The sequence below is a fragment of the Halobacillus litoralis genome (assembly GCF_004101865.1).
Classification (GTDB): domain Bacteria; phylum Bacillota; class Bacilli; order Bacillales; family Halobacillaceae; genus Halobacillus; species Halobacillus litoralis_A.
This window is the reverse complement of record NZ_CP026118.1, coordinates 3,929,977-3,955,760: the sequence shown is the minus strand read 5'-3', so window position 1 is coordinate 3,955,760 and position 25,784 is coordinate 3,929,977. Positions and strand designations below refer to the sequence as shown.

Annotated in this window: 31 protein-coding genes; 2 read left to right on the top strand and 29 right to left on the bottom strand. The window is 44.6% G+C overall.

Annotated elements, in window-relative coordinates; translation table 11 throughout:
* Positions 1 to 51: 51 nt before the first annotated feature.
* From HLI_RS19585 to HLI_RS19570, 4 genes are all read right to left on the bottom strand, one after another.
* Positions 52 to 585 carry a DinB family protein gene (locus HLI_RS19585; RefSeq protein WP_128526579.1) on the bottom strand — a complete coding sequence of 178 codons (534 nt, stop codon included), beginning with the start codon at positions 583 to 585 and terminating at the stop codon, positions 52 to 54.
* 159 nt (positions 586 to 744) lie between these two features.
* A complete protein-coding gene (locus HLI_RS19580) occupies positions 745 to 1,380 on the bottom strand; it encodes a putative glycolipid-binding domain-containing protein (RefSeq protein WP_128526578.1) in 636 nt (211 codons plus the stop codon).
* A gap of 22 nt (positions 1,381 to 1,402) precedes the next feature.
* A complete protein-coding gene (locus HLI_RS19575; protein WP_128526577.1) occupies positions 1,403 to 1,867 on the bottom strand; it encodes a GNAT family N-acetyltransferase in 465 nt (154 codons plus the stop codon).
* A complete protein-coding gene (locus tag HLI_RS19570) occupies positions 1,845 to 2,324 on the bottom strand; it encodes a helix-hairpin-helix domain-containing protein (RefSeq protein WP_128526576.1) in 480 nt (159 codons plus the stop codon). Before HLI_RS19570 ends, HLI_RS19575 begins: the two co-directional genes overlap by 23 nt.
* Positions 2,325 to 2,467: 143 nt before the next feature.
* Here HLI_RS19570 and HLI_RS19565 point away from each other — a divergent pair, with 143 nt between their 5' ends.
* Positions 2,468 to 3,601: a DUF2515 family protein gene (locus tag HLI_RS19565; protein ID WP_128526575.1), complete on the top strand. Its 1,134-nt coding sequence runs from the start codon at positions 2,468 to 2,470 to the stop codon at positions 3,599 to 3,601.
* A gap of 207 nt (positions 3,602 to 3,808) precedes the next feature.
* Here HLI_RS19565 and HLI_RS19560 read toward each other — a convergent pair whose 3' ends face one another.
* The 20 genes from HLI_RS19560 to hpaE form a co-directional block, all read right to left on the bottom strand.
* Complete coding sequence (locus tag HLI_RS19560) at positions 3,809 to 4,135, bottom strand: YnfA family protein (protein ID WP_128526574.1); 327 nt, start codon at positions 4,133 to 4,135, stop codon at positions 3,809 to 3,811.
* Between the two features lie 86 nt (positions 4,136 to 4,221).
* Positions 4,222 to 4,617, bottom strand: a complete 396-nt coding sequence (locus HLI_RS19555) for a VOC family protein (protein ID WP_128526573.1) — start codon at positions 4,615 to 4,617, stop codon at positions 4,222 to 4,224.
* Between the two features lie 251 nt (positions 4,618 to 4,868).
* On the bottom strand, positions 4,869 to 5,630 hold the full coding sequence (locus tag HLI_RS19550; protein ID WP_128526572.1) for a class I SAM-dependent methyltransferase: 762 nt from the start codon (positions 5,628 to 5,630) through the stop codon (positions 4,869 to 4,871).
* 20 nt (positions 5,631 to 5,650) lie between these two features.
* Positions 5,651 to 6,052, bottom strand: a complete 402-nt coding sequence (locus tag HLI_RS19545; protein ID WP_128526571.1) for a hypothetical protein — start codon at positions 6,050 to 6,052, stop codon at positions 5,651 to 5,653.
* The gene (locus HLI_RS19540) at positions 6,052 to 6,507 is read right to left on the bottom strand and encodes a hypothetical protein (protein ID WP_128526570.1); all 456 of its coding nucleotides are present in this window, start codon (positions 6,505 to 6,507) and stop codon (positions 6,052 to 6,054) included. Before HLI_RS19540 ends, HLI_RS19545 begins: the two co-directional genes overlap by 1 nt.
* A 50-nt stretch (positions 6,508 to 6,557) precedes the next feature.
* On the bottom strand, positions 6,558 to 6,866 hold the full coding sequence (locus HLI_RS19535) for a TIGR04104 family putative zinc finger protein (protein ID WP_128526569.1): 309 nt from the start codon (positions 6,864 to 6,866) through the stop codon (positions 6,558 to 6,560).
* Entirely contained in the window at positions 6,847 to 7,038 is a 192-nt protein-coding gene (locus tag HLI_RS19530; RefSeq protein ID WP_128526568.1) for a tetratricopeptide repeat protein, read from the bottom strand. The genes HLI_RS19535 and HLI_RS19530 overlap by 20 nt, the downstream gene beginning before the upstream one ends.
* Before the next feature lie 172 nt (positions 7,039 to 7,210).
* Complete coding sequence (locus tag HLI_RS19525; protein WP_128526567.1) at positions 7,211 to 7,435, bottom strand: YqkE family protein; 225 nt, start codon at positions 7,433 to 7,435, stop codon at positions 7,211 to 7,213.
* Positions 7,432 to 7,764: an iron-sulfur cluster biosynthesis family protein gene (locus HLI_RS19520; RefSeq protein WP_128526566.1), complete on the bottom strand. Its 333-nt coding sequence runs from the start codon at positions 7,762 to 7,764 to the stop codon at positions 7,432 to 7,434. Before HLI_RS19520 ends, HLI_RS19525 begins: the two co-directional genes overlap by 4 nt.
* 63 nt (positions 7,765 to 7,827) lie before the next feature.
* A complete protein-coding gene (locus HLI_RS19515; RefSeq protein WP_128526565.1) occupies positions 7,828 to 9,099 on the bottom strand; it encodes a Y-family DNA polymerase in 1,272 nt (423 codons plus the stop codon).
* A 165-nt stretch (positions 9,100 to 9,264) separates the two neighbouring features.
* Positions 9,265 to 10,350: a LolA family protein gene (locus HLI_RS19510; protein WP_128526564.1), complete on the bottom strand. Its 1,086-nt coding sequence runs from the start codon at positions 10,348 to 10,350 to the stop codon at positions 9,265 to 9,267.
* A complete protein-coding gene (locus HLI_RS19505) occupies positions 10,347 to 11,834 on the bottom strand; it encodes a sensor histidine kinase (protein WP_128526563.1) in 1,488 nt (495 codons plus the stop codon). The genes HLI_RS19510 and HLI_RS19505 overlap by 4 nt, the downstream gene beginning before the upstream one ends.
* Positions 11,831 to 12,535 (bottom strand): response regulator transcription factor, encoded by a 705-nt coding sequence (locus HLI_RS19500; RefSeq protein WP_164908643.1) that lies wholly within the window; start codon positions 12,533 to 12,535, stop codon positions 11,831 to 11,833. The genes HLI_RS19505 and HLI_RS19500 overlap by 4 nt, the downstream gene beginning before the upstream one ends.
* Before the next feature lie 228 nt (positions 12,536 to 12,763).
* Positions 12,764 to 13,555 carry an SDR family oxidoreductase gene (locus tag HLI_RS19495; RefSeq protein WP_128526561.1) on the bottom strand — a complete coding sequence of 264 codons (792 nt, stop codon included), beginning with the start codon at positions 13,553 to 13,555 and terminating at the stop codon, positions 12,764 to 12,766.
* A 79-nt stretch (positions 13,556 to 13,634) separates the two neighbouring features.
* Positions 13,635 to 14,555 carry a 2,4-dihydroxyhept-2-ene-1,7-dioic acid aldolase gene (gene hpaI / locus HLI_RS19490; protein WP_128526560.1) on the bottom strand — a complete coding sequence of 307 codons (921 nt, stop codon included), beginning with the start codon at positions 14,553 to 14,555 and terminating at the stop codon, positions 13,635 to 13,637.
* Between the two features lie 18 nt (positions 14,556 to 14,573).
* Positions 14,574 to 15,443, bottom strand: coding sequence for an FAD synthetase family protein (locus HLI_RS19485; protein ID WP_128526559.1), 870 nt, complete (start codon positions 15,441 to 15,443; stop codon positions 14,574 to 14,576).
* A 19-nt stretch (positions 15,444 to 15,462) separates the two neighbouring features.
* Positions 15,463 to 15,924, bottom strand: coding sequence for a flavin reductase family protein (locus HLI_RS19480; RefSeq protein ID WP_128526558.1), 462 nt, complete (start codon positions 15,922 to 15,924; stop codon positions 15,463 to 15,465).
* Between the two features lie 22 nt (positions 15,925 to 15,946).
* Entirely contained in the window at positions 15,947 to 16,921 is a 975-nt protein-coding gene (gene hpaD, locus HLI_RS19475; protein ID WP_128526557.1) for a 3,4-dihydroxyphenylacetate 2,3-dioxygenase, read from the bottom strand.
* Between the two features lie 11 nt (positions 16,922 to 16,932).
* Positions 16,933 to 18,402 (bottom strand): 4-hydroxyphenylacetate 3-monooxygenase, oxygenase component, encoded by a 1,470-nt coding sequence (gene hpaB, locus HLI_RS19470; protein WP_128526556.1) that lies wholly within the window; start codon positions 18,400 to 18,402, stop codon positions 16,933 to 16,935.
* 12 nt (positions 18,403 to 18,414) lie between these two features.
* Positions 18,415 to 19,932, bottom strand: a complete 1,518-nt coding sequence (gene hpaE, locus HLI_RS19465) for a 5-carboxymethyl-2-hydroxymuconate semialdehyde dehydrogenase (protein ID WP_241655892.1) — start codon at positions 19,930 to 19,932, stop codon at positions 18,415 to 18,417.
* Positions 19,933 to 20,132: 200 nt separating this feature from the next.
* Here hpaE and HLI_RS19460 point away from each other — a divergent pair, with 200 nt between their 5' ends.
* Positions 20,133 to 21,035, top strand: coding sequence for a LysR family transcriptional regulator (locus tag HLI_RS19460; protein WP_128526555.1), 903 nt, complete (start codon positions 20,133 to 20,135; stop codon positions 21,033 to 21,035).
* Positions 21,036 to 21,110: 75 nt separating this feature from the next.
* On the opposite strand, the gene HLI_RS19455 is transcribed toward HLI_RS19460, so the two are convergent.
* From HLI_RS19455 to HLI_RS19440, 5 genes are all read right to left on the bottom strand, one after another.
* Entirely contained in the window at positions 21,111 to 22,700 is a 1,590-nt protein-coding gene (locus tag HLI_RS19455; protein WP_128526554.1) for a sodium:solute symporter family protein, read from the bottom strand.
* Positions 22,697 to 22,813 (bottom strand): symporter small accessory protein, encoded by a 117-nt coding sequence (locus HLI_RS22230; protein ID WP_347232252.1) that lies wholly within the window; start codon positions 22,811 to 22,813, stop codon positions 22,697 to 22,699. Before HLI_RS22230 ends, HLI_RS19455 begins: the two co-directional genes overlap by 4 nt.
* Before the next feature lie 819 nt (positions 22,814 to 23,632).
* Entirely contained in the window at positions 23,633 to 24,013 is a 381-nt protein-coding gene (locus HLI_RS19450; protein ID WP_128526553.1) for a 5-carboxymethyl-2-hydroxymuconate Delta-isomerase, read from the bottom strand.
* A 12-nt stretch (positions 24,014 to 24,025) separates the two neighbouring features.
* Complete coding sequence (locus HLI_RS19445; RefSeq protein ID WP_128526552.1) at positions 24,026 to 24,760, bottom strand: fumarylacetoacetate hydrolase family protein; 735 nt, start codon at positions 24,758 to 24,760, stop codon at positions 24,026 to 24,028.
* Complete coding sequence (locus HLI_RS19440) at positions 24,757 to 25,518, bottom strand: fumarylacetoacetate hydrolase family protein (protein WP_164908607.1); 762 nt, start codon at positions 25,516 to 25,518, stop codon at positions 24,757 to 24,759. Before HLI_RS19440 ends, HLI_RS19445 begins: the two co-directional genes overlap by 4 nt.
* Between the last annotated feature and the right edge of the window lie 266 nt (positions 25,519 to 25,784).

Sequence of the window (25,784 nt, the reverse complement as noted above, 5' to 3'; positions counted from 1 at the left end):
TGAATTTTCATTCAAGCCCAAACAAACGTCACCCTCTAAAGCTTTCATCGTCTATTCAAATAAGGGGATAGACCTTTCTTGCGCCAATAATTTTTTTATGACTCTAATCTGTCCCCTGTGATTGATTTCATCTTCAAATACATGGAACCAGATAAAATAATGATTAGATGAATGATTGTCCCACTCTCTATTTTCGTATAACCAATCATCGGTCAACTCAGAAAATTCATGAAGGGTTCTCTCTCTGACTTCTTCAAGCTTTGATCTATAAAATTCTAATGGGTGGCCTCTAATATTCTTTCTACCTTTTTCACCAAGATCATAGGAGGAACCCCACACCCGGATTTCCTCTTCGTTTGGAGTTCGGCCATCAAAAATTTCTATTTGAAACCCTTTCTCTACAGCAGCCATATGTAATAAGAGTGCTCCGATTGTATTCCCATCCGTACATGGTAAAAAATCCAATTCTGCTGTGGTCAAGCCCTCTACAGCATCTAATGTTGTTTTCCTGGCATAGTTCATCTGTGCAACCAAGTGACCGATTTGTGGAGTGAATCCATATTGTGGCATTATTTTAAATTCCATTTAAATCACCTCTTTTAAATAAAAACGAGTTTTTCATTAGAACAGGATATTTAATGAATCTGATATCAAGTCTTCCATCCTATAAAATCCTAAGATAATCAATAAAAAGAGACGAAACCATCATCGATTCCGTCGTCGTCACTTACGAATGGTATTGGTTCAATAAAAAGCACTTTTGGTTGTGCTATTCTCCCCTGTAAAAGAGTGGTCTTCCTGTTGCTTCAGCATCCCTCCGGTTTTAGTGAATCCTTTACGAATGAAGGCACCTGGGTACTCCACAACCCAACCGTCCTGATCAACGACGAGCGCTGTTTCGTAATCTCTGCATTTATACTGGAAAATCCGCTTCCCCTCTGTGTCTCCAAGATAGGTATAGACTTGCAGCAATGGTTGCACTTCCCGGAGCATCACATCAACATAGACCATTTTGAATGTACGCCGCTCCCCGATTTTCCAGGAAACACGGTTGATGGGCAGCATATTCGAAAAAGGTGTAAACGTCAGATCCACATTTGTCGCTCCATCGAGATTTTCATCATATTCGCCATTGACCCACCATTTGTCTTGTTTTTCAGCATGAACTACAAAAGGCTTGGGGCTCCCATCGTGATACACCTTCACTGTTTTCGTCTTCCAATCCAGATCCAATTTCACTTCATATTCCAGTCGGTGGGGCATTTGGTTGTGGACGAGCAAGACTGTCCCATTCACTTCCATATGAGTCTCTGACCTTTTCAATTTCACATGTTCCGCTCCAGCTGCTTCAAGGTGATCCCAAATGACACGATGCTCCATAATACATCCTCCTATCCAATTTTCAGATGGTACCTTTCATACGAATCACTTTTCCGTCAAGCTCTGGTCCGATATCAACCATACCATTTTTCTTATAAAACTGACGGGCCCTTCTGTTTGCTGGTGCTACTCGCAAGTGATACTCCCCGACCCGATACTTTCGAAAGAAATCCATTGCGTAAGATTGCAAAGCACCGCTATATCCTTTGCCTCTTTTTTCAGCCACTAAATAGAAAAGGTGAATATAACCGATTACTCTTCCTTCGTACCTTTTCACCGATAACTCCAGCTGACCGACCGTTCTTCCATCCTCCTCAGCCATTACGAATCCATCTCCGAAAGCCTCTTTCATTTTCTCTACATAGGTAAGGTAATTACTTTTGTGGAACCCTGATATGTCACCGAAACTGGTCATAAATGAATCTTTCCGAAACTCTACAATCTCACCTTGATCCTTCTCCAAGTCAATCGTCCGGTACGTGAGCATGCTCTTCCCTCAATTCATACCAAGCCAATTTCGGCCTTGTTTCAGGATATCCATAATGACTACGGTATTTCTTTCGCTCGCTGGTGAAATGATGCCACTGCATCTTACTGTCCTGGTGCTCCGAATGATGGACGAGACAGCGGATCTGATCTTCTACGCAGGGATCCGTCCACACCCCCATCTCCAATTCAAGCCTGTCGCACAACACCGCCCCATCTGCTCCTTTCAATTCCTCTAATGAACAGATTCCAAGATTGTGTACCATTTTTGCAGCCAGATGATGGCCGATGGACGGGATCTGTTGAAATATAGCTATCCCTTTAAGTTCTTGAGCGCGTTTTTCCGGAACTTCCAAGATCTCCGCTAGATCAGCTATTGATAATTCTGGTATGTGAGCGATTCTCATTTTTCTTTTACGCAGTTTGGCTTTTTCCCCATTCGTCAAAGGAATCTTCATTAAATGTCCCTCCTTCTCTTAAAATTCGCTGCCAGCATAGAAAATCCTTCCTTTTTTTACATAGGAAAAAGCATGGAACAGATACTAATACAAAGGTGAAGATGGCACCGAATCATAAATTTGTTACAAGGAAGTGCATGGGCATGTTCTCAGCCAAATGGAGACTATTGAAAAAAGAATTGAAGGGAGCGATGAAATCAGCTTCTAAGCTTGCCGATTTATCAGAGAATGAACGGAGAATGGTGGCAGATATACGGATGGCCACCAGTCAAGCGAACCTGAATAATGTTACACGCACACAGGCTTATTTCGCTTTTTTCAAAAAAAATCCGGAAATCCACTGGGCGTTACTTGCTCATCTGGTATCGCGCAACGCGGGATGGAACATGACGGATCTAAAAGGGGAGTATTTGCCGAAACTATTGACAAGTAAAGAGCAAACTGACTTCTTTATTTTCTTAGAAAGAGGGAACTGGCTCATTTTCCAAGATGCTTACCCCCAATTACTTCTCTATGAAAAAAGCAGGCAGTGCGGGCGTCCGCTTTTTCAATTGCTTGATGCTTTGAATATATCAAAGTTCATGAGGCCATTTTGGGAACGCTTTTGGGTAAACGGTGAGAGTGAAGAATTGACAGAAGCACTCATCATCAACGAACAGCATTATATTGAAAGGAGGGTCGTCCACAATCATCAATATATGGAGACTGTCATGGACAAAATCCTGTTCAAATTTCAAGATTCTTTAAACTTTAATCACATCCTTTTTCCTTATAATACGTCTGCGCAACAGAAAACAAAGATAATCGGGGGCACGGTACATCACTTCTCAGCCGTTGATGAACGGGTTTTTCTCGGACGATCGCTTTATGAGCTGCTTTTTTCTGTGAATAGCCGATTAGAGGAGATCATCCAATGGGCTTCGGAACATCCTCATAGTGGATCCCGCAAAGACTTCTGGCCGCAGCTTTTCAATGACATCGATGAAACCGCACCGGGCCGAGTTCATGAAATGGCCGAAAGCCCTTGTAAGCGTCAGCATAAAGGTCCGAAGGTTTACAGTCCTCCACTTACACTGGCGTGGGAAGACTGGTCCCACAAAGAAGCCGAGCCCGGTGACTGGTTCAAGCATGTCGGAGTCCTCCATTTAATGAAAAGGAAAGTGAACCAGCTATCTGGTGACATCGAACCTATCTACTGTAAGACGATTGAAGAGGTGGAAATGGCGACGACTGCGAAGCATACTTTCTCCCGCCATGAAAAAAGCGCCCCGGATTAAAGGGCACTAAAAATTGAGTTTGTGCTTGGACTGGACTGATAATTGGATCAACTTCAATGTAGAGGTGACGATTGCCGAGTTCTTCTGAACCAGTCCCCCGACGGTTCAACTCTTTTCAAGTGGTCCATCATAAAATTCCAAACCCGAGCGGATATCCTAGTATGCTCGGAACTCCTCGAACTATTGTATGTATCATTTCCCTCTGTTTTAATGACGTGGTGCAAATAACATTACACAAACACCAACGATACAGATGAGGGCTCCTATCCAATCATAGAAATCCGGTGTTTTCTTATCGATCCCCCACCCCCAAAGGACGGAGAGGACAATAAACACCCCGCCATACGCGGCATACACCCGCCCGAATGACGGGAAACTTTGGAAGGTCGCTATCACTCCATATAAAGCGAGGCACAACCCGCCAAGAATGCCCCAATAAAAAGGTTTCCCTTCTCTTATCGCAAGCCAGATCAAATACCCGCCGCCGATCTCTGCAATTCCTGCAAATAAAAATATGAAAAATGCACTTATCATCTTTTCCCTCCTGACATGTCGACTATCTCCAATGTACAGGAGGGATACCCTTTTTGTCATTTTTTCATGAGGCGGATCGAAATTGATCAATAGGCTGGGCTCAGCTCACTCCAAACATCAAACAGGTTGCCGTCAGCATCCTGGAACACGAAGTTCACGCCCGGGTGCCCCCGGTCTTCGACTTCACTGGTTTGGACTCCTTTATCCCGCAGCTCGCTGTGGAGAGACCTCAAATCTTCCTCTCCATCTACCTCGAATGTCAAAGAAAAACGTTCACGCCCGTAGCAATCTATAAAGTTAGCCGATTGCTTTTGTTCAGCTTTCACTAGAAAAAGACTCAGATTCGCAACATCGATGATCGCTTTGTCGTGATCTTGATAGTTGGTGGATGCTCCTAAATGATTTTCATACCAATCTACAGCCCTTTGTACATCTTGAACGGGAATATAAATCGTCCCGACACGGACGACAGTGGTCTGCATCGAAACACCTCCTTTTCATTTTCTCCTTTCACTTCCATTCACCCCGGGAAATCTCCTGCCCACATTACGGTGAATTTTTAATAGGAAGGGTGATGCTGTTATGAAAATTTTTTACCCAAAAAGGTCTGCGCATTCATCAGCGCAGACCTTTTTAACCTTTCATCTATACTTCCTGACGATACCAGGCGTTTTTTCCCGCCCTGACCATGAAAAAGGAAGGAAGAGGGTCGAATTGAAAAAACCCCCTTTTGTTATAAGCGAATTTTCACAGCTTTCGTTGCCATCATTGTTTTAATATGTTGATCGATGATTCTTGTACCACCGAAGTCATCTTCATACATATCAACAATGGCAAAGCCCGCAGCTGTTTGGCCGCGAAGCTGATCTTCTAATGTATGACCGAATTCCAACGCTTGCCCTTCTATGACTTCTTCTTCATCCAAAGAGGAATAGGGAATCGTATGCGCCACATCCAATACCCCTTGTTCTTCTTTTTCGTCATCAAACAAATACAGCACAGGATTCATGAATCCAGAGATTAAGACACCTCGCTCTTTCAGCACACGGGCTGCTTCCGACCAAACGGGACGGACGTCTTCAATAAATACGTTTGCTACAGGATGGACGATCATATCAAAGGATTCATCGGCAAAAGCAGACAATTCGGTCATATCACCTTGGACTGTCTTTAAAGATAAGTTCTCACGTTCTGCCACCTGCTCATCCTGCTCCAACTGTTTAGCTGAAAGGTCGAATACGGTCACATCCGCTCCTGCAGCTGCCAGGACAGGACCTTGTTGTCCTCCACCAGAGGCAAGGCATAATACTTTACACCCTTCCAGGGAAGCTGGGAACCACTCTCGTGGAACTTGACGATCCGCTGTAACTCCGATCGTCCAATTTCCCTTTCTTGCTTCTTTAATTGTTTCTGGACTGACAGTGGTTGTATACCGTACACCAGCCTCTACTTTTTTATCCCATGCTTTACTATTGTGATCGGTTGTTTGACTCATATGAATCTTCCTCCTTATCGTTATGGGGCGAACCCGTAAAATATCAGAATAAATGCAAAAATAGAGATATATGCAGCTCCCGTGAGCGCCAATCCAAGCAAACCGAATGTTACAACACGGCTCCACATATGGCGAAAGTTCCAATTGTCCAAAGTGAATAATTTAAATGCAATCAATATGAATAGTGAGATTACATAAATATTCGCAAAAGGGGCGACCCAGTCCATGTGTTTGGAAAAACCACCGTCGACCGGATTATAGCTGAGTTGGTACTCTTTCCGTATGTAGAAGCTTCCGGCCATGAAAATAATGGAGAGAAGAGTAAAGTAAATAAGTGCTGCTAATTTGAGAGGTTTTCTTTCCTTTCTGACTAATCGATGAACCGCCAATAACAAGAGAATCAAAATCAGGATTTTGAACATCAACCACTCTCCTCCCCGGCAAATTCATTCATACGTGAACCCAGGCGACGCTCCAATTCAATGAGTAATTTACGGACGTCCCCCTCTGTCAAGTACTCTAAATAAAGGTTATCTTCGTCTTTTTCTATTGTCCGGATAGAAATGATGTCATCGATTTGTTGTACACGTTCGATTTCGTCATAACCGATTTTCAGTGGGGAAACGGCGAATCCACGCCTTATACTCATATAGTTCTTTTTGAAGCGGATATAATCCTTTTCCGGCATCCTTAAATAATAGATCGTTTGAAAAAGTCCAATTCCAAATAGTAATGAGCTTGTATAAATAAACACTCCCTCGACTCGACCATATAAATAAAGCGAGACTCCCACTACAAACAACCCTGAAATGGCATTAAAGATGGAATTTCTCACTCTTTTCTTCCATACTTCTTTGTTACTATATTGAAAATCCATCTCATCCTCCTTTATGGAGCTTTCTTTTATCGTTATGCCTGCTCCGCCTTTCACCAATGCGATTCCTCTTCATTAGAAAGTTGAATGACCAGCGGGTTGACGACCGCCGTCACTAAGAGTACAAAGCCTGCGAATACGAGCGAATAGGCTAGCCGCATCTGAAATGTTTCAACAATAATAAGGAATACAAGAAAAGCTGCAAAGGAAAGCATACTTGAACGATGGCGGGATTTTCTTGTTGGGTACTGTCTCGCTCTGCATTGAGGGCATATTTTTTTCCTTTGCAACATCAAACCACTGACAAACGCCTGCCTGAAGGTCCAAGCGTCTCCACATTTCTTACAGATCACTACGCCCATCCTCTCGTTCCTCTTTTTTCAAAGCTGTAACTTCTTGTTCCAGCCTCCGGATCCGACTTTCCTGTTGCTGGTCAGGCTGCTGCCATTTCCTCCCTACAATCATGACACAGCCGATGACAGCAACAATGATACCAGTCAATCCAACCCCGAATAATATTAAAAAATCGAGCATCCCGATCACTCCCTAATCTTACATACGGATGAATGCGCTTTTACGTTTCATCATTTGTCGATCCGCTTTGTTAATAATTTCATCTGCACAACAGCATTTATATCGGCGTAAGAGAGATTTTGCTTATCAGAATTTTTCAGATAAAAAAATAAGCACCCTCTATGCAGAGTGCTTACTTCTTGAATGATTTCCAATCCAATTCACTTTCCTCAAGCAGTTCTTCAAAACTTTTGTTGGCCTCACGACGCTTGCGCTCTTCGGTACGGCGCTGTTTCTCTTGTTCTTCACGTTCGTCGGCCTGCTGTTTGAGTTCAGTTTTTTTGGATTTCAGTTTCGAGAGGACATCGGCGTTCAATTGATCTCCGAGTGAACCGGATTCTTGTTTTTTCTTACTCATACGGTCGCTCCCTCTTTCACATCTTTAATGGATATAATCGGATTTAGGATACCGTCTGGACTGGAGAGCCGGAAAGATCCTTTAACGCAGTCAAGCTTCATGTCTTTTTTGAAAAAGATGGCTTGCTGCTGATCGATGATGACGGCATAATCCCCATTGTCTACTTTCTCATCCGTCTCGTACTCCTTCTTCTCCAGGCGAATTGTCGGCAGACCGTTCACACCGCAGCCACAGCCTTCGGTATCATAAAAAAGGCGGATAAGCGGACGTTCTTGGTCTCTGATTTGTTCCAGCTGGTCTTTCGCTTCTTCTGTTATACGCAGTTTCATACATCCATCCCCTCCTGTTCCTTCTATTGTAAAAAATCCTCGAGCCAGGGGCAATCTTTATGTTTATTCAGCATAGTGACCCCCGACGAGACGGCTGCGGTGAAGGGCGGTCCCGGCCTCGGTCCAGGAAACAGCACGCAGCAGCATATCTTGACCGTAACGTTCGCGGATTTCATCCATGACGTAGCCGAGGTCTCTTTTTTTATCACGCCCATCATCAAAGAGGTTGAGTTGAACATTCGCATCTTCTGTAATATTGCCGAGGGCGATGGAAATCTTTCTGACGACCCCACCATTGTAAAAGCGTCCGAATAAAGTGAGACAAGCATGATAGATATCCATCGTAATGCTCGTTGGATGTTCAATGGTGACCGACCGGTGGAAACCTCCTCCCTCACTTTTACTATACCCGATTCCCAAAGAAATGGTCCTTCCTGCGTGACCTTTTCTCCTGGCGCGGCGAGCGACTTCTTCACACATTTCGAGTATGACGTATTTCACTTCTTCGGATTTGTGGTAATCGCGCATCAGTATTTGGCTTTTCCCATAACTCAACTGCCCGTGGATGATCGGAGCGCCGGGGTCGGAATGGTCGATTCCGTTCGCATGATAATACAGCTGGTTGCCCATGACCCCGAATGTTTTTTCTAAACGCTCGAGCGGAAATTTCGCCAATTGACCGACAGACCAGATCCCCATACGATTCAAACGGTGCTCAATACGCGGACCAATTCCCCACATTTCAGACAGAGGTGCAACCGGCCACAGTTTCTCGTGAAAGTCATGATAGGTCCAGCGAGCGATGCCGGTCTTTTTTGCTTCTAAGTCGAGACACAGCTTGGAAAGCAGCATGTTCGGTCCAATGCCGATGGCTGCATCCAGATGGAAGGTCTCCTTCAATTCATGGAGAATCATCTGAGCCGTTTCTTCCGGGATGCCGAACTTGCCCTTGTTTTGCCCGATTTCCAGGAAGCTTTCATCAACGCTGTAGGTATGAATTCTTTCTTTCGGCACGAATTTATGAAAGAGATTCGTTACTTGAGTCGAAACTTCTAAATATTTTTTCATTTGTGCGGAGACGATGACAATTTCCGGCGCAGATGGAATTTCAAATAAGCGGCTCCCTGTACGGATTCCGTATTTCTTTTTCATAGCCGGTGTGGCAGCAAGGACGACGCTTCCTCTCCGGTTCATATCTGCAACCACGGCAAGTGGACAGGTCAGAGGATCAAGACCCCGGTCAATAGCGGCACAGCTAGCGTAAAAGCTTTTCATATCTACACAAAGGAGCCCCCGGTCAGGATAGCTGCTATAATCGATGCTCGGATTATTCATGTCTCCACCTCCTATTGCTATTCTACCCTCCATTATGCGAATATATGTTCGTATTTGCAAGTGGCAATTCCTGTTACCACTTCCTGTCACCTCAAGTCATCCAGTTTTTCCCACCTCAGGTGAACCATAAATTTCCAAATAAAAAGAGACCTGATGGCCTCTTTTTCATTCTGTATATTCCAGTTTTTCAACGATTTCTATGATTTCATCTTTCGTCAAATCAGGATTTTGAGCCAGTAAAGAGTAGCGCAATCCTTCTTCTTCCCAGGTAAGAGTCGTAATTACATCTTCTGTGTAAATCGCTTTTGTTCCTCGAACTTCCAGCTCCTCTTCTTCTCCTAATCCGAGCGCCATCTCTTCGTCCTCTGGAGCTTCAAAAACCGTCAATGTAAATTGTTGATATCCATCTTTCTCATACTCCTGATTCACTTCCGTACGGTCAAAATTCTCCATCTCGATCTGATCGATTTTCACTCTTTGATACGCTCCATCCATCAAAGTCAATACCGGTTGACCGTAGGCGCTCCCCACTTCTTCGATTGTTATTTCTTCACTTGGGTCCATGTCTTCAAACGGCAGCACTTCGACACCTTCAGGCAGATCGATCGTGAATGTCTGATCATCAAAAGACGGGTCGACTTTTAATTCACTGACATTGTACTCCATATCAATATCGTCGGTTTCAGATACGAATTTAACGACAAACCAATGCTCAGTCGTCACCCAGTACTCTTCTTCCCCACGAATTCCGCCTTCTTCTTTCGGCACCGCTTTAATGTGATACGTATTAAAACCGTTTACTTTTTCCTCACCTACTAGCTCGATGTCATGGGTTTGCCTCGTCTGTTCCAATGTTTGCTCGATTTGTTCACGCTGATTTTGACCTGTTACGGAACTAGCCAGCTCAGGTGCTTCCATTTCGTACGCTTCTCCTTGCAAGTCGGAATAAAAGATTACCTTTTCTCCATCATTGACAGACTTTGATACCTCGCCACCCGCGGTTTTCGAAACGACCTTAGTACGGTTGTTTTCTGTATCTGTCCATTGTTCCATCGTTGAATCATCAATTTGCTCATCCCCTCTGAGGACATTGAATTCCGCCTTCATGTAATACCGTTTCATATCACTTTCCTTTTCCACAGCATTGGCCACAATTTGGTCAGGTGAATACTGGCTGACCTCTTCAGCTGAACAGGCTCCTAGTACGAAGGCAAAACCGAGAACGGTCAAGCTTTTCCATAGTTTATTCATATTATTAATCTCTCCTTCACATGTTGGTCATCAAATTTCATTGCAATTAATGTCCCTTTCCCTGGCAAGGACCACAACTTCATCTCACCCCCGTGCTTTTCGGCGATCATAAGAGCGATACTAAGCCCAAGACCTGAATTTTTCGTCACGTCGGATGTGCGTGCTCCTTCTCCCTGGTAAAAAGGCATGAATATTGATTCCAGGTGTTCTTCATCGATAGCAGGACCTTCATTTTGCACCAATAATAACGCCTTGCTGCCACGGAAGCGATCTACTTCGGCCACTTTGTCTGCAAACACCCACGCCGGAAGCTGCATTTCTGATCCAACGGCAGCAAGACCAATCATCTTCCCTTCAGTTGTGTAACGGAGGGCATTGCTCATCAAGTTATCGACGTAGCGTATCATCTGTCTGTCATTCACGCGGAGGGGACCTGTGATCGAATGTTCTTTTTTCAGAGATACTCCTTCCTGAGCGGCAAGCTCATCGTAACCTTCAAACAACATATCGAAAAATTCTTCCGCATCTACTTCAAGAAGAGGCATCTCATAATGAGCAGACTGCAGCTTGGCATAGGTCGTTAAATCCTCTATCATCCCTTTCAGGTGACAGGATTTTTTTGCGAGGATTTGCAAATATTCCTCACGTTCCTCCTGCGTCAGACCTTTTTCATTTTGTAAAGCTTCGGCATAAGTTTGAAGAGAGGTGAGCGGCGTTTTTATGTCGTGGGAAAAAGAAGCCATCATCAATTGCTTTTCTTCCTGCTCCCTTTCCGTTTCTTTCTGAGCGGTTTCCACCTGTTTTTGCATCTGTTCAAAATGAGTCATCAGACGACCTATTTCATCGTTCTTTTTTTGAGTGAAATGGACGGTTTCATGCTTTTCAGCGAAAGTTGACATCCCTGTCATCAATTCTTTCAGCGGGTTGTTCAATTTCTTTTGCAGCAACCAAAGGACGGCAGCGTATAAAAGTATGAACAACACGAGAAATGCGACCGTCATCATCGTCCGCCGCGTCTCCACTCCTTCGACCCAGTTGGAGCGATCGATGCTGATTTCATAAACACCTTGAATTTGCTGATTCTCAAATACCGGCTTTTTGACCTTCAGAGTGTGATAGGTCAAATCATATTGATAGAGGTTTTTCAATAACCGGGAGCGATCCATTTGCTGCAGAGAATGGTGTTCATCTTCAGAGTGATACACACGAACCCCATCCGTACGATACAACTTCAATGTAATCCGGTCATCATCAATCGATTTTGGCAGGACCTTTTCTATAGATTCTAGTTGCTGTACTTGATAGAGCGCAGGAGATTGAAGCTGATCTTCAATAGAGCGGAGCTGTTCGGTCAACTCAAAGGTATCCGCCGGGCGACGAGATTGGTCCCAATCTTGAACGAGCAGGAAGAAACCATATGCAGCAGCAAGCGGCAGCATCATGACAATTAAGTAACTGACCATCAGCCATGTACGGATTTTCATGATATCGCTTCTCCGATAAAGCGATAGCCAGTACCCCAGACCGTTTCAATCCACATAGGGTCCTTTAATTGCTCACCGAGCTTTTTTCGCAAACTCTTGATATGGACATTGATGGTATTGTTACCGGCTACATCGACCTCTCCCCATACATGCTCGTACAGTTCTCCTTTTGAAAAAGTCCGGCGGGGATGGGTCACGAATAAACGTAGTAAGGCGAACTCCTTTGAAGTGAGCGGCGTTTCCTTTTCTTCGACAAAAACGGCCCGTCGTTCCAAGTCGATCCTCAATCCGTGTGTGAACGATTGAGTTTCAGGGGTTCTTTCCACGCCTTTGTAGCGTTGATACCTGCGTAAATGTGACTGTACTCTAGCTGTGAGTTCGACAAGACTGAACGGCTTCGTCACATAATCATCTGCCCCTAGATCAAGCCCTTTTATTTTTGAGTCATCCTCTTGCTTGGCACTTATAATGAGAATCGGAACGTCACTTCTGAGACGGATATTTTTGCAAAGCTGGAAACCATCCATCTCAGGAAGCATCAAGTCGACGAGAACGAGATCATATGAATCATATTGAAAGTCTTCCCACCCCTCTTGCCCAGTCGATGACCACGTCACCTCCATCCCCTGTCGGTTCAAATGGTCCTGGACGATTCGTGCAATTTCTTTATCATCTTCAACGAGTAAAATGGAAACCATGATGTACCCCTTTCACACCTCTAATTCTACGGACCTTTATGTACAATCGATTAAATTTAATAAATCCTTTATAAATATCGGCATTATCTGTGATAAATGAAAGGAAATGACTGTCACCTCAAGTGAACCTTTTTTTACCACCTCAGGTCAAACATTTTTTTCCAAATAAAAACCTCCCTTCAGTTACTGAAGAGAGGATGGGGTTTTGCTATGGTTCATAATTGAGATTGTTTATAGAGCTTTTACGAGACCTCCATCGACCACGAGGGCCTGGCCTGTCACGTATGTATTTCCACCTGAAGCAAGAAAAACGACAGCACGGGCAAACTCTTCCGGTTCCCCATAGCGCTGCATCGGGATTGATCCAGCTGCTTTTTCTTGTACATCCGCAACAGGGACACCGAGCTTTTCGGCTTTGGAAGCGTCAAGATCAGCCACTCGATCTGTGGCTATCCGTCCAGGACCGACCGTATTGATAAGAATATTATCGCCAGCCAATTCCTGTGATAGACTTTTGGATAAGCCGACGATCCCAGCTCTGAAGGTGTTGGACAGAATCAAGTTATCAAGCGATTGCTTGATCGATGAAGAAGCAATGTTCAAGATATGGCCGCTTTGTTGTTGTTTCATATGTGGCAGAACCTCCCGGATGGTACGAGTGAAACTTAACAGATTCAGTTCAAAAGCCTCCTGCCAATCTTCATCAGCAAAATCGTCGAAGGACCCGGCAGGCGGCCCGCCCGCATTATTGATCAGTACATCCACCGTCCCATTCCACGCCACCGCTTTTTCAATCAGCGCAGTGATTTGCAAAGGACTCGTTACATCACAGACTTGGTAGTCCACATTCTCATTCCCCGTTTTTGAAATGATTTCAGTTCGTGCCTTTTCCAATTCGTCTTCACTCCTGCTCGAAATCAGAACATGGGCGCCCTCTTCGGCGAACTGCATAGCTGTTGCTTTACCAAGTCCTTTACTTGCGGCGGTTACAACGACAGATTTCCCTTTCAGATATAAATCCATATGTCTCATCCTCTCCTCTTTTCACTCAGTATAGCAAAAAACCCAAGAACGCGGGCGAGCGTCCTCAGGCTTATTTTTCTTAAGCATACTCTACAGTAATATTATACTTATTCAGTGTCTCACGGATTTCCGCTTGCAATTCTTTAGAAGGAACATCCATCGGCAAACGTAAATGGGGTTCAATTTTACCCATCATACCAAGTGCAGCTTTCACTGGAGCAGGATTGGTATCCTTGAAGAGTACGTCGTTCAGTTCCATTAGCTCATAGTGAAGCTTCTGAGCCCTTACGACGTCCCCATCAAACCAGGCATCATGCATTTCTGCCACTTTGCCTGGAAGGACGTTGGCGGTCGCACTTACTGACCCTGCCCCACCGATGGCCAACATCGGATAACAAAGCAATTCGATGCCGGAAAACAATAAGAAATCACGTCCGCAGCGTTGAAGCACACGATTGACATGCTCAAAGTCTTTGTTTGACTCTTTGACCCCGATAATGTTCGGACAATCACGACTTAGCTGAGCCAGTGTATCGACATGAAGGTTCTGCGCTGTTCGTCCAGGGATGTTATAAACGATGATCGGGATCTCAACCGAATCAGCAACGGTTTTGAAATGCTTATAAAGCGCCTGCTGATTCGGTTTATTGTAATAAGGGACGATGACCATGGCTGCATCAGCCCCGATATCTTCTGCCTTCTTAGTCAAACGCATCGTTTCATCATGATTTGTTGAGCCAGTGCCTGGAACAAAAGGAACACGGCCGTTGATCGTTTGTTGAGCGTTCAGCATCACTTGCTCACGTTCCTCCAGGGTCATGGAGCTTGGTTCGCCGGATGTACCGGTCACAGATATTCCGTGCGTGCCATTGGCCAATTGAAATTCAATCAGTTCACTCATCTTTTCAAAATCGATCGAACCATCTCCCTTAAACGGGGTGATGACAGGGGTGATCGACCCTCGTAATTTCGATTTGATTTCAGTATAATCGTCAGCCATACGAATCCTCCTCTGTTTTTATAAACTTACATCGAGCATATTTGCCTGAGCATGAAATTCCTCCATATCAAAATCAGCGATGAAATTGTTCCAAGCTACTATGACAGGTTGATCGTGTCCAATTAAGGATTCATGAAACAACCTTACTTGCAGACGGTCATTCGCTATTTGCGAGCTGATTTCACATACCCCTTTTGCCCGTATGCCTTGATAGTGAACCGTCACTTCATAAAGACCAGAACATGGAAGAAAATAATCGGAATCTATCATAACTTCCACTTTTCCACCCTGACCGTTCATCAATCCATTCATTTCATAATCTTTTCCCAGGTAAGTCCTCACTTTTTCAACTTTTCCTGAGGATAACAATTCCCGAAGTAATGTCGACCCTACTTTTTGCTGTTCTCGTGTGAACTTGGAAACAGTGGTGACTTCAAAACGATCAGCACTGTCGATCACCATTTGCTCCATGCTGCCTTTACCTTTGAAACCATACTTGTAATCAAACCCGGCAATGACGTGGCGAACGTGAAGGCCAGCCAGATAATCGTCAACAAACTTGTCGTGCGGAATTTTTGCCACCTGGGCATTGAATTCAACAACATACATCAGGTCGACACCCAGCAGCTCGAATATTTTCATCTTGACCGGTAGTGGAGTCAAGTATTTTGTTACAGTCGGACCCTTTGGAATAACAGAAGAAGGGTGTGGAAAAAATGTCATCACCGCTAGCTTCAAATTTTTTCTATCCGCGATTTGTCTGGCTTGCTTAATGATTTCTTGGTGACCAAGGTGAACTCCGTCAAAGAACCCCAACGCCATCACACATGCTTCACTATTTTCCTGGATTTTTGCATCGATGGGAAAATCTATATGAATCCGCTTCATCCTTTCCTCCCCCTTCCTCTTATGAAGTTACGTGAGAATTATATTTCCCTTCGAAAAACGTCAGTGGGTCACCATCCTGGATACACAAATTGACCACTTCTCCGACGTATAACATGTGGTCGCCCGCTTCATGTGCGTCATATACGTTGCACGCCAGACTAACGAGTGAGTTTTCGATGATCGGCATTTCTTCAAAGCGATCGAATCCCACTTCACGACCTTCCATTTGGCCGGCAAAAATCATCGACATTTCCTGTTGATTTTCTGACAGGATATTGACCGTGAATTTCTGGGCTTGTTGAATGGTCTGGTTCATTTTTGCATTTTTCCCGACAGAGATAAGGATAAGTTTGGGATCCAGTGAAACGGACATGAAAGCATTCGCTGTCATTCCATGTACTTCACCGTTTGCTTCTGAAGCGATGACAGTGACTCCTGTAGCAAATTTCCCCATAGCTGTCCGAAACATACGATCGTCCATTTTGATCACCTCATCCATTTTATTAAATCACAAAGGTCGGTTTATGTTTTTTCAACTTGGCGGCTGTTGTCTTCACTTTCTTTTGACTGTTCACGTCCAGCACTTCGGTGGCTTCTTCAAACCAGCAGTCAGGAGCTTCGTGTCCCCAGAAAGTTTGACGCATCGGGTCATTCAGTTCCCATCGAATCGGTTTGAAATCCGGGTCACTTGTCAAGTAATCACCGTTATATAGTTCAATCCGATGCCCATCAGGATCACGCAGGTATAGGAAAAAGGCATTAGATAATCCGTGGCGGCCAGGCCCGCGTTCGATATTAGGCGCATAGCCGATAGATGCGAGGAAATCACAACCGTCGATCAGACTCATTGGATCCTTCAACCAAAAGCCTACATGGTGAAGGCGCGGCCCATCCCCATTCATAAAGGCGACATCATGGACACTCGGTTTACGATGAAGCCATGTAGCCCAGACTTTATCTTCTTCACCAGCTGTGTACTCAGAACAGGAAAAACCGAGTTCCTTCATATAATAATCCTGCACAGACTCTACATCCGAGACCATACAATTGAAATGATCGATGCGCTGCACTTTCGCTCCCTTATAAAGGTCGTATTGCTGCAGCTTGCGTTCGACCGTCTCCATTTGGCAATAAAACTCGACAGGGAGGCCAGAGATATCTTGATAGCGAAAGGCACGCCCGAGCGCTTTTTGCTTGTCGATCCACTTCACTTGATAACCGTCTTGCTCAAGCTTTGCTGCCAATCGGTCCAAGTCAGCTTCTGAGCGAACCTTATAGCTGATGACCTCCAATGCCGGCTCATGTTTCTTCTTTAGCAGCAGACTGTGATGATTGTGCTCCTCTAATCCTCTTAAGAAAATTTGCTCTTCATCTGAGTCCGTCACTATAAAACCGAGCGCATCATAGAATTTTCGAGATTTTTCTAAGTCTGTGACATGTAAAACGGCGCGTCCTGAACGAATAATATCAAAACTCATACTTCCACTCCTCACACTTTTGTCGGTTTAGATGATTTCACATCACTTAAAAAATCCTGGACGAACGCTTTATACGGCTCTTTATCGAACTGATCGAAATAAGTCATTCCCATCTTGACCGGATCCCCGAAGAAGTAATACTCATAATGCGTCTGCCTGCTTCCGAACGCACTCATTGTCACGTCCCAGGCTAAACGGAAGAGTTTCACACGATCATAGCCTTGCAGATTCTTCGACTGTAACGCCCGATCGAGTAACGGAGCAATCTCCTCGTTTTGAAAATCAGCTTCAGAAGGGATTCCCATCATCCCTGAAGCACCGAGAATACGGAGGATTTCTGTCATCCGCGGGTAGACGCGCGGAAACCAGTTGCGTGCTGCATTCAAGGCTTCAAAATCTGGTGTCATCGTTCCCCATTTATCAAGTTTCGCATTGTGCTCTGCTTTATAAAGGTGTGATTTCATATTTTCCAAGATCAACATCACTTCAGTTCCCTTATCCATCACGTGTTGAAATTTATCGATGCCGATGGAATCCATGACACTTAGAATAACGCCGAGGACGAATTCTGTCTTCACGATATTTTTGGCTACAACCTGGTGAGACATGTGCACAACGGCATTGGTTTCAACAAATGTGCGGTTACATATGGATGAATTCCCACAAACAAATACCTTCTCCCACGGCACAAAAACATTGTCAAAATAAACAATGGCATCGCCCTCTTCAAAGCGCCCGCCTAATGGGTGGTCCCATTCATTCTTGCCATAATCGAATGATTCACGGCTAAAGAACTTGAGTCCTTTTGTATTATTCGGCACGACAAAAGCAAGGGAGTAGGGATCATCAAGCTCGCCTGCCTTTTTCACTGTGGAAGGGAAGACGAGGATCTCATCAGTGATTCCACCTTGAGTAGCCAGCAGCCGGGCACCGTCTACAACGATTCCGTCACTTCTTTTCTCAACAAGATGAAGCGCGACATTCGCATCTTGTTGTTCATGCTGGGCTTTCTCCCGGTTCACTTGCGGGTGGATCAAAGTGTGCGTCAAACTGATATCATTCTCGCGCGCATAGTCGTAATAGTTTTTCGCGTTCTCTGCGAACATCGGATCGTCTTCCGCAAAAAGATCATTGGCCACTCCCATCGCCATGACTTCTGCATTCAAATAATCAGGGGACCGTCCCATCATTCCGCCGGAAAGGCGCGCCCATTCCTGGATGGCTTCCCTTCTTTTAATCAAATCCTCAACCGTCTCAGGCTGGTAAAACGTCATACCGACTTGATCTCCCGTTTTTGGGGAGGTATAAAGCATTTTATCCGGCTTTTCATATTGTTTATCATAAAGTTTCGCCATTGATTGGATCACATTTTTGAATGCCGGATGCGTGGTCGGATCCTCCACTCGTTCTCCAGCGATATAGACGTTGTTTTTCGCTTTCTTCAATCGTTCAATATATTGTGCACCTGTTTTAGCTGGCATAGTTCTCCTCCTTTATTTTTTACCGAATTGTGGGATATTATGGTCACCCAGCGCTACATGTACAACTTGCATTTCTGTATAAAATTCAAACGCATAATAGCCACCTTCGCGCCCTATCCCACTATGTTTGGACCCACCGAACGGTGTCCGTAAATCACGCACATTTTGAGAGTTAAGCCAAAGCATCCCGGCATTGACAGCCTGTGAAACTCGATGGCCGCGCTGGATATCCTTCGTCCATACATATCCTGCCAAACCATAGCGCACATCGTTTGCAAGTTCGATCACTTCCTCTTCATCACGGAAGGTCATGACCGCCAGCACAGGACCGAAAATCTCCTCCTGGACCACACGCATAGAGTTGTCAGCATTGAGTAAAATTGTCGGCGGTACGTAATTACCTCGTTTATATTCCTCTGGGACACGGCCCTGGTAAACCTCACAGCCTTCTTCTTTAGCAATCTCAAGATAGCTGTTCACATTTTCAAAATGTTCCTTATGAATAAGCGGTCCGACCTGGGTCCTTTCATCCAACGGGTCACCAACCCTGATATTATCGACCCGTTCCTTCAAGGCGGCGATGAATCGATCAGCAACATCTTCGTGGATATAAAGTCTTGAATTGGCTGTACACCGTTCGCCATTGAAAGAAAAGATTCCCCACGTGCAGGCATCCAAAGCTCGAGTCAGATCCGCATCATCAAAGACGATGATCGGTGATTTTCCACCTAGTTCCATGGAAAAGCGTTTCAAAGCATCGGCTCCGTTTTTCATTATTTCAGAACCCGTGGTCGTTTCCCCTGTAAAGGAAATGAGCTCGACATCTTCGTGAGCGACCAGTGATGCCCCAGCTGTTTCCCCAAAACCGTGAACAACATTGAATACGCCGTCAGGCAATCCTGATTTGTCGATAATTTCAGCCAGTTTGTTGGCTGTAAGCGGCGACCATTCTGCCGGTTTCAAAATGACGGTGTTTCCAGTCGCAAGAGCCGGTGCGATTTTCCACGTTTCCAACATGAAAGGAGCATTCCAAGGTGTAATCAACCCCGCCACTCCAACTGGTTTATGAATCGTGTAGTTCAAAAACTCATCATCGACTTGATAGGCGTCCCCCACCATCCGGCTTGAAACCATCTCTGCGTAAAAGCGGAAGTTCTGTGAAGCACGGCTGACCATTTTTTTCGTAATGCTTAGCGGCAGCCCTGTATCATAAGATTCCAGTGGCGCAAGTTCTTCCACATGTTCATCAATCAGATCCGCAATCTTATAAATGAAAGCAAGGCGTTCCTTCTGCTTCATATTTCCCCATTCACCTTTGAATGCTCGTTTAGCAGCAAGTGCTGCTTTATGGATGTCCTCTTTCCCACCTGAGGCCACGCTGTTAATTTTTTCATTTGTAAATGGATTGATGTTATCAAACTCCTGATTCGATTCAGCATTGACGAACCGACCATCAATATAAAGCTGGACATTGTGCACATTGGCGAGTGCTTTCTGTTTTTCACTTGCTGCTACATGCATGTCACTCATAAAAAAATCCTCCTTCTGAATAAAAAATGACAGCGCTTACTTTACTTTTCTTTAAAAATGCAAACCCGCCAAAAAAGTTTGCAAATATTCAATAAACTTTGTATCTTAAAGTTATCACAGCGAAAAGTATATGGAAAATATCTATATTATTTACTTTATATACATAAAAGATATAAACGGAATGGAAGGGGATCGAGAAGATGGATTTAAAACAATTACGCTATTTCCGTACAGTCGCAGAGGAACAGCAGGTAACGAAAGCAGCTAAGAGGCTGCACATGGCCCAACCACCTCTCAGTCAGCAAATCAAACTGATGGAAACAGAACTGAACTTGAAGTTGTTCGATCGTCAGGGACGTAAACTTGAACTGACAAAAGCTGGCGAAATCCTTTTTGAAAAAGCAGGACTGCTCCTTCAAGAATTTGATGAAGCACTAATCGAAGTACGTGAGACGAGTGAGGGGATGCGCGGAAAAATGCACATCGGTTCCACCAAGTCATGTTTTTCTTATTTGAGTACTGCTCTAAACACGTTCAAAACCCAACACCCCCATATGACTTATCAACTACGTGAGGGGGATACGTATTTCCTTGAAGAATGTATTAAAACTCGCGAAATTGAGCTGGCGATTGTCAGATTACCTCTCCATTCCGAGGACTTCAATATACTGACGCTTCCTTCTGAACCTTACATTCTCGTAGCCCCGGAGGTATGGAAAATCAGTAATGAAGAGGGAAGGATCGATGTGGAAGAACTTCGCGATATCCCGCTCATGTTGTTGCATCGGATTAGTGGACGCGGGCAATTCGAGTTAATTATCGAAGAATGCCGTGCCCACGGCTTTGAACCAAGTATTACATGTGAATGCCCGGATGCGGCCATGCTCCTTTCTCTCGTGGCTCGTGGTGTCGGAGCTACAATAGTTCCTAAGTCGACCCTTGACGCTTTTCCCTTCCGAAATTTAAAAAGCTATCGCCTGAGAAATGCTGACATTCTAGCTGAATCCGCCGTCATTTGGCAAAAAGACCGGTACCTGACAAAAGCATCCCAACGGATGATAGACACCTTGGAAACTTTGAAACTTGAAAACCTTCCACTTTGACAAACTAAGAGCAAAATCCTAGTTCAATCTGGATCGCAAAAAGCCGTCTCTCCAAAATTGAAGAGACGGCTTTTTTTACTGAACGGCGTCTATTTTTTCTTTATTCCATTCCTGTTTTTCTTTCTTATTCGTCATCAAGCTTACACTGATAAATACAATCGTCGAGAGTGGCAAGGAGTACAGCAAGGGGTCAATGTTCGTCCAGGGAAATGGCAGCAGGAAATCACGGCCGAATAGGGCTTGAGAGACTCCGAAAGCTGAAGATTGGGAGCTTTTCAAAAAAAGAAACCCGAACACACTCATGGAAAAACCGACGACCATACTTGCGGCTGCCCCTTGTCTTGATGCTCTTTTCCAAAATAGAGCACCAGTCAATGCCGGCAGAAATCCAGCCGCACATATCCCGAACCAAAAAGCTGTCGCCTGGGCAATGATTCCACCCGGAAGTGCATAAGCAAGAATGACTGCAAGCACAACTCCAACGATCACTCCCAGTCGATTAGGGCTTATTTTACCTGCAAAGATTTTCTTAACACCGATGGTCCGCAAAATATCTTCCCCAAAAGCAGAGGACTGGACATGGATCAAAGAACTGACAGTCGATAACGTAGCTGAAATCAAAGTAAGCGTGAATAAATAAACAAACCAATCTGGCATCAAGGTACTGATCATTTTTGGAATCACAAGGTCTGTATTTCCTCCTGCTGCTTGGATGGCAAGTTGTCCACTCGTTTCCATGAAATACACGTTGCTGAGCGGCCCGATCATATACGCAGCCCCTGCCATGAAGAAAATAAAGACCCCACCGACAATAACCGAGCGATAAAGGGATTTGTTACTGGAAACAGTCATACTTCTCATTGCAAGCTGCGGCTGTGCCAGTACCCCGATCCCGACACCGAGAATCATTGTACTGACAAGTGTCCACCACATCGGTGATCCAAGGTCCGGCATACTCATCCAGCCATTATGCCCGTCTGCTTTTAAATTGTCCGGAACCATGCTCGACAACGATTGTAACGCCCTGTGTCCACCAAACAGTCCACCTACTGCCTGATAGGTCATGAACAAGAAGATCGCCATACCCACAAGCATGATCACAGCCCCGAAGGCATCTGTGTACATGACAGCCTTTATCCCGCCGGTAATGACATAGACCGCTACTATGAAAGCAAGAACCAGCAGCGCGACATTAAAGTTGATCGATAACGATTCTTGTAAGAAACGCCCGCCTCCAATTAGAACAATGCTCGTGTAGGCAGGCATAAAAATAAAAATCATCACCCCTGCGAAAACTGTGATGAATTTAGAATCATAATGTTTCCCTAGAAATGTCGGAAAGGTCGAGGCATTCAGCTTTGAGGACATAGAACGGATCCGTTTCCCGAATACAGCAAAAGCAACGAAAATTCCTAACACGATATTCAAAAAAGCGAGCCATAATAAGCCCATCCCATAAACAGAAGCGACCCCTCCGAATCCTACCATGGCCAATGTGCTGATGAACGTTGCACCATAGGAGAGAGCCATGATAATCGGGTTTGTATTACGCCCTCCGACAAGGTAATCTTCCGGGGTCACTGTCTTTTTGTATCCATAATATGCGAGTAAAGACATTATCCCGATATAAACAAGGACAAGTGGTAGTAAAATCGCTAAATTCATTCTTCCTCCCCTCCCTTATTCCACATCAGAGCACCATAAAGGACGCACCCAAGAGGCGCAAGAATCGTACCGAACCATACTAAACCGATCCAAAAATCATCAAAACCCAACATCTGGCTCACCCCTTTTTTTAACTTGAAATAAAGGCCTTTTACGACACTTTCCACCTTTTTACTTAATGCCTTTCTCGCGCTGCCTTTCCCCTTCCTGTATTGAAATTCAAAGTTTATCGATCAATAAGCAAGCGCTTTCATTTTCGATTATTATAGTCGGAATTATGAAACAATTTAAGAGTACCACTGTCCACTCTCTTTGATAAATATCAATAATGTAGTTTTACATAATGATTTTCATATAGGTTACTTTTTGTAATTTTAAAGATAAGTTTATCCCATAAGCTTCCTATTGTGTAAGACTCAGTTTCGAGGCTTTGTATGAGGTTATGGTTGGCTGGGAAACGGCTCGCTTTCCTGCGGGGATGACGGCAAGCCTCCTCGAGCTATGAAGCTCTGTGGGGTCTTGCCAGCCAATCCATTCCCGCGGGAGTCTCGCTGTTTTCCAGCCAACCATACGATTAAGAAGATTCTCGAAACTACATCTAAAGGGGAGCATTCATGGAGGACACCCTGTAATTAAGCGTAAGATGTTTGATTCTCACTCATATATGACAGTTTTTTTCTGAACGAATTTCGAGAAAAACATATAGCAAGGGGCGGCGGGGAATGCGAAGACTCCTGCGGGAAGAGAGGGCATGTTGAGACCCCACAGGACAGTCCGAGGAGGCTCAACGCGCTCCCGCGGAAAGCGAAAGCATTCCCCGGCGACCCGATTCTCTCACAAAATGACTCGAAATCGTGTCTTCAACAATCCTGCCATTATGTCGAAGTATGTGGTTTGAAACGCGCTAAAAAAAGAGCATGCCGTTAGCATACTCATGAGAATCGTTTGTGGATATTATTCGCTTTATAGGTCTGATGCTGAAACTCATTCAGTTCAAGTGATAAAGCGAGGTAGTGTTCACTTGCATATTCGGAAAAGTATTCCTGCAAAACTTGAAAAAGCCGCTCGCATACTCTCTTTTTTTCCTCGTCTGATCGTCCTTTCCCGATTTTTAAATTGAGATGGACGAAAGCATCGTTTTCCTTTCCATCCGCCACGTGATAATCCATCAGTTCGTAGGCACGACTCCGAATACCTCCAATCGGGAATACATCTTTTTCCGCCATGACAGCGTCATTAATTTGTTCTAACAAACCTTTGATATTTATGTGTGAAGACAAATTATCAGTGTATTCTACAACGATGTGCGGCATCATGACTCCTCCTTATTCAACTGTGTTCTTCAAGCGGCCCAGCCCTTCGATTTCTGTTACGACTTCATCCCCAACTTTTGTATCAATCGTTCCTTTAGGTGTCCCTGTCAAAATAACATCTCCGGGATTCAAGGTCATAAAGCTGCTCAAATATTCAATCAAGTATGGCACACCGAAAATCATATCCTTCGTAGAACCTTCCTGGACGAGCTCCCCATTGACAAACGTCCGCAAATTCAGATTCATTGGATCTTCGACATCTGCCGCATCCACTAACCAGGGGCCGATCGGTGTTGAGTGATCGCGGTTTTTAACGCGTAAATTCGGGCGATAATAGTTTTCCAAGTAATCTCTGAAGGCATAGTCATTTGCAATCGTGTAGCCAGCCACATAGTCATAAGCAGCTTGTTGGTGGACCTTTTTGGCTTGGTGTCCGATTACAACTGCCAGTTCACATTCGTAGTGCATGTTTGTAACGTCACAAGGTCTTTTTGTACGTCCGTTATGACCGATGAACGTGTTCGGCCCTTTTAAAAAAACGAGCGGTTCCTCTGGTGCCTGGAATTCCAGTTCACTCGCATGGTCGATATAATTGAGTCCAAGTGCAAAACATGTAACTGGCTTGACAGGTGGCAGCCATACCACTTCCTCTTCCTCAACCACTTTTCCGTTCGCAAGCAACAACCCCTCGGAAGTGGAGACAGCAGAATGAATATCTCCTTCAAACGCTATGCGTGCTGTTTTCATAGACCGACCCTCCTTACTGTGTTTTCCAACACTCCAAGTTCAGCGCACTCCACGCGGATTGTTTCACCTTCTTTAACTGTTGGCAGACGCGCTCCACACCCGACCATCAGCAAATCCCCTTCTTGCAGCGTCATGAACTCTGTCACGTCTGAGAGAAGTTCAGGGATCGACCTGACTAAGTTTCTTGTTGAAAAACGCTGTTTGAATTCCTGGTTGATATAAAGGTTCAACTCTAGTTGACCCGGATCAGCGATATTTCTTTTTGGTACCACCCATGGCCCCATCGGACAAAAGCCGTCCCGTGACTTTTCCTTGATTGCTGGACGAAAGATACTTTTATGCGGGATACTGACATCATTTACAATCGTGTAACCTTCTATATAATCATAGACATTTTCAATTGGGATATTGGTAGCTTTTTTTCCGATCACAAGGCCGACACTCGCTCCGATTTGGACCTGGTCTTCCCCGTCTGGAAGGACGATATCCGCCTTGTGTGATGAAAAGGTGTTGATCGGTTTTATGTACAACACCGGGGCTTCGGGCGGCTTTTTATATGGAGGGTTATCCAACTCATTCTCCATGGCTTTGAGTGCCTCTCGATCATTCAAAAGTGTCCCATAGACGGTCCCTTGGACTGGAGGAGACCAAGAATCCACGGATTGTTCATCCACCTGTATTCCTTCTTCAACGAAGGAAGCTGACAAGTGCTGGTCATAGGGAAGTCCATTTACTCGCGCACGTACATATGAATTCATTATCATCTCTCCTTTTTGTGAAGTATTCGATAATTCCAACCTACCACTCAATGATCTATCTATAAAATATAGATAAGATTTGAAATGAATATGAAAAAAGTATATAAAAGGAAATTCTCGCTTGGTTTAATAATTTTATTAAATCTAGAGATCTTCCCCCATAAGTACATTTGGTTATTGAATTCGAAAGACTCCATTGTTTGTTTAATGCTGCCAATGAATGAAAAGCAGTTCAGTCTTAGAGACCAAACCGCCACTTGACTCAC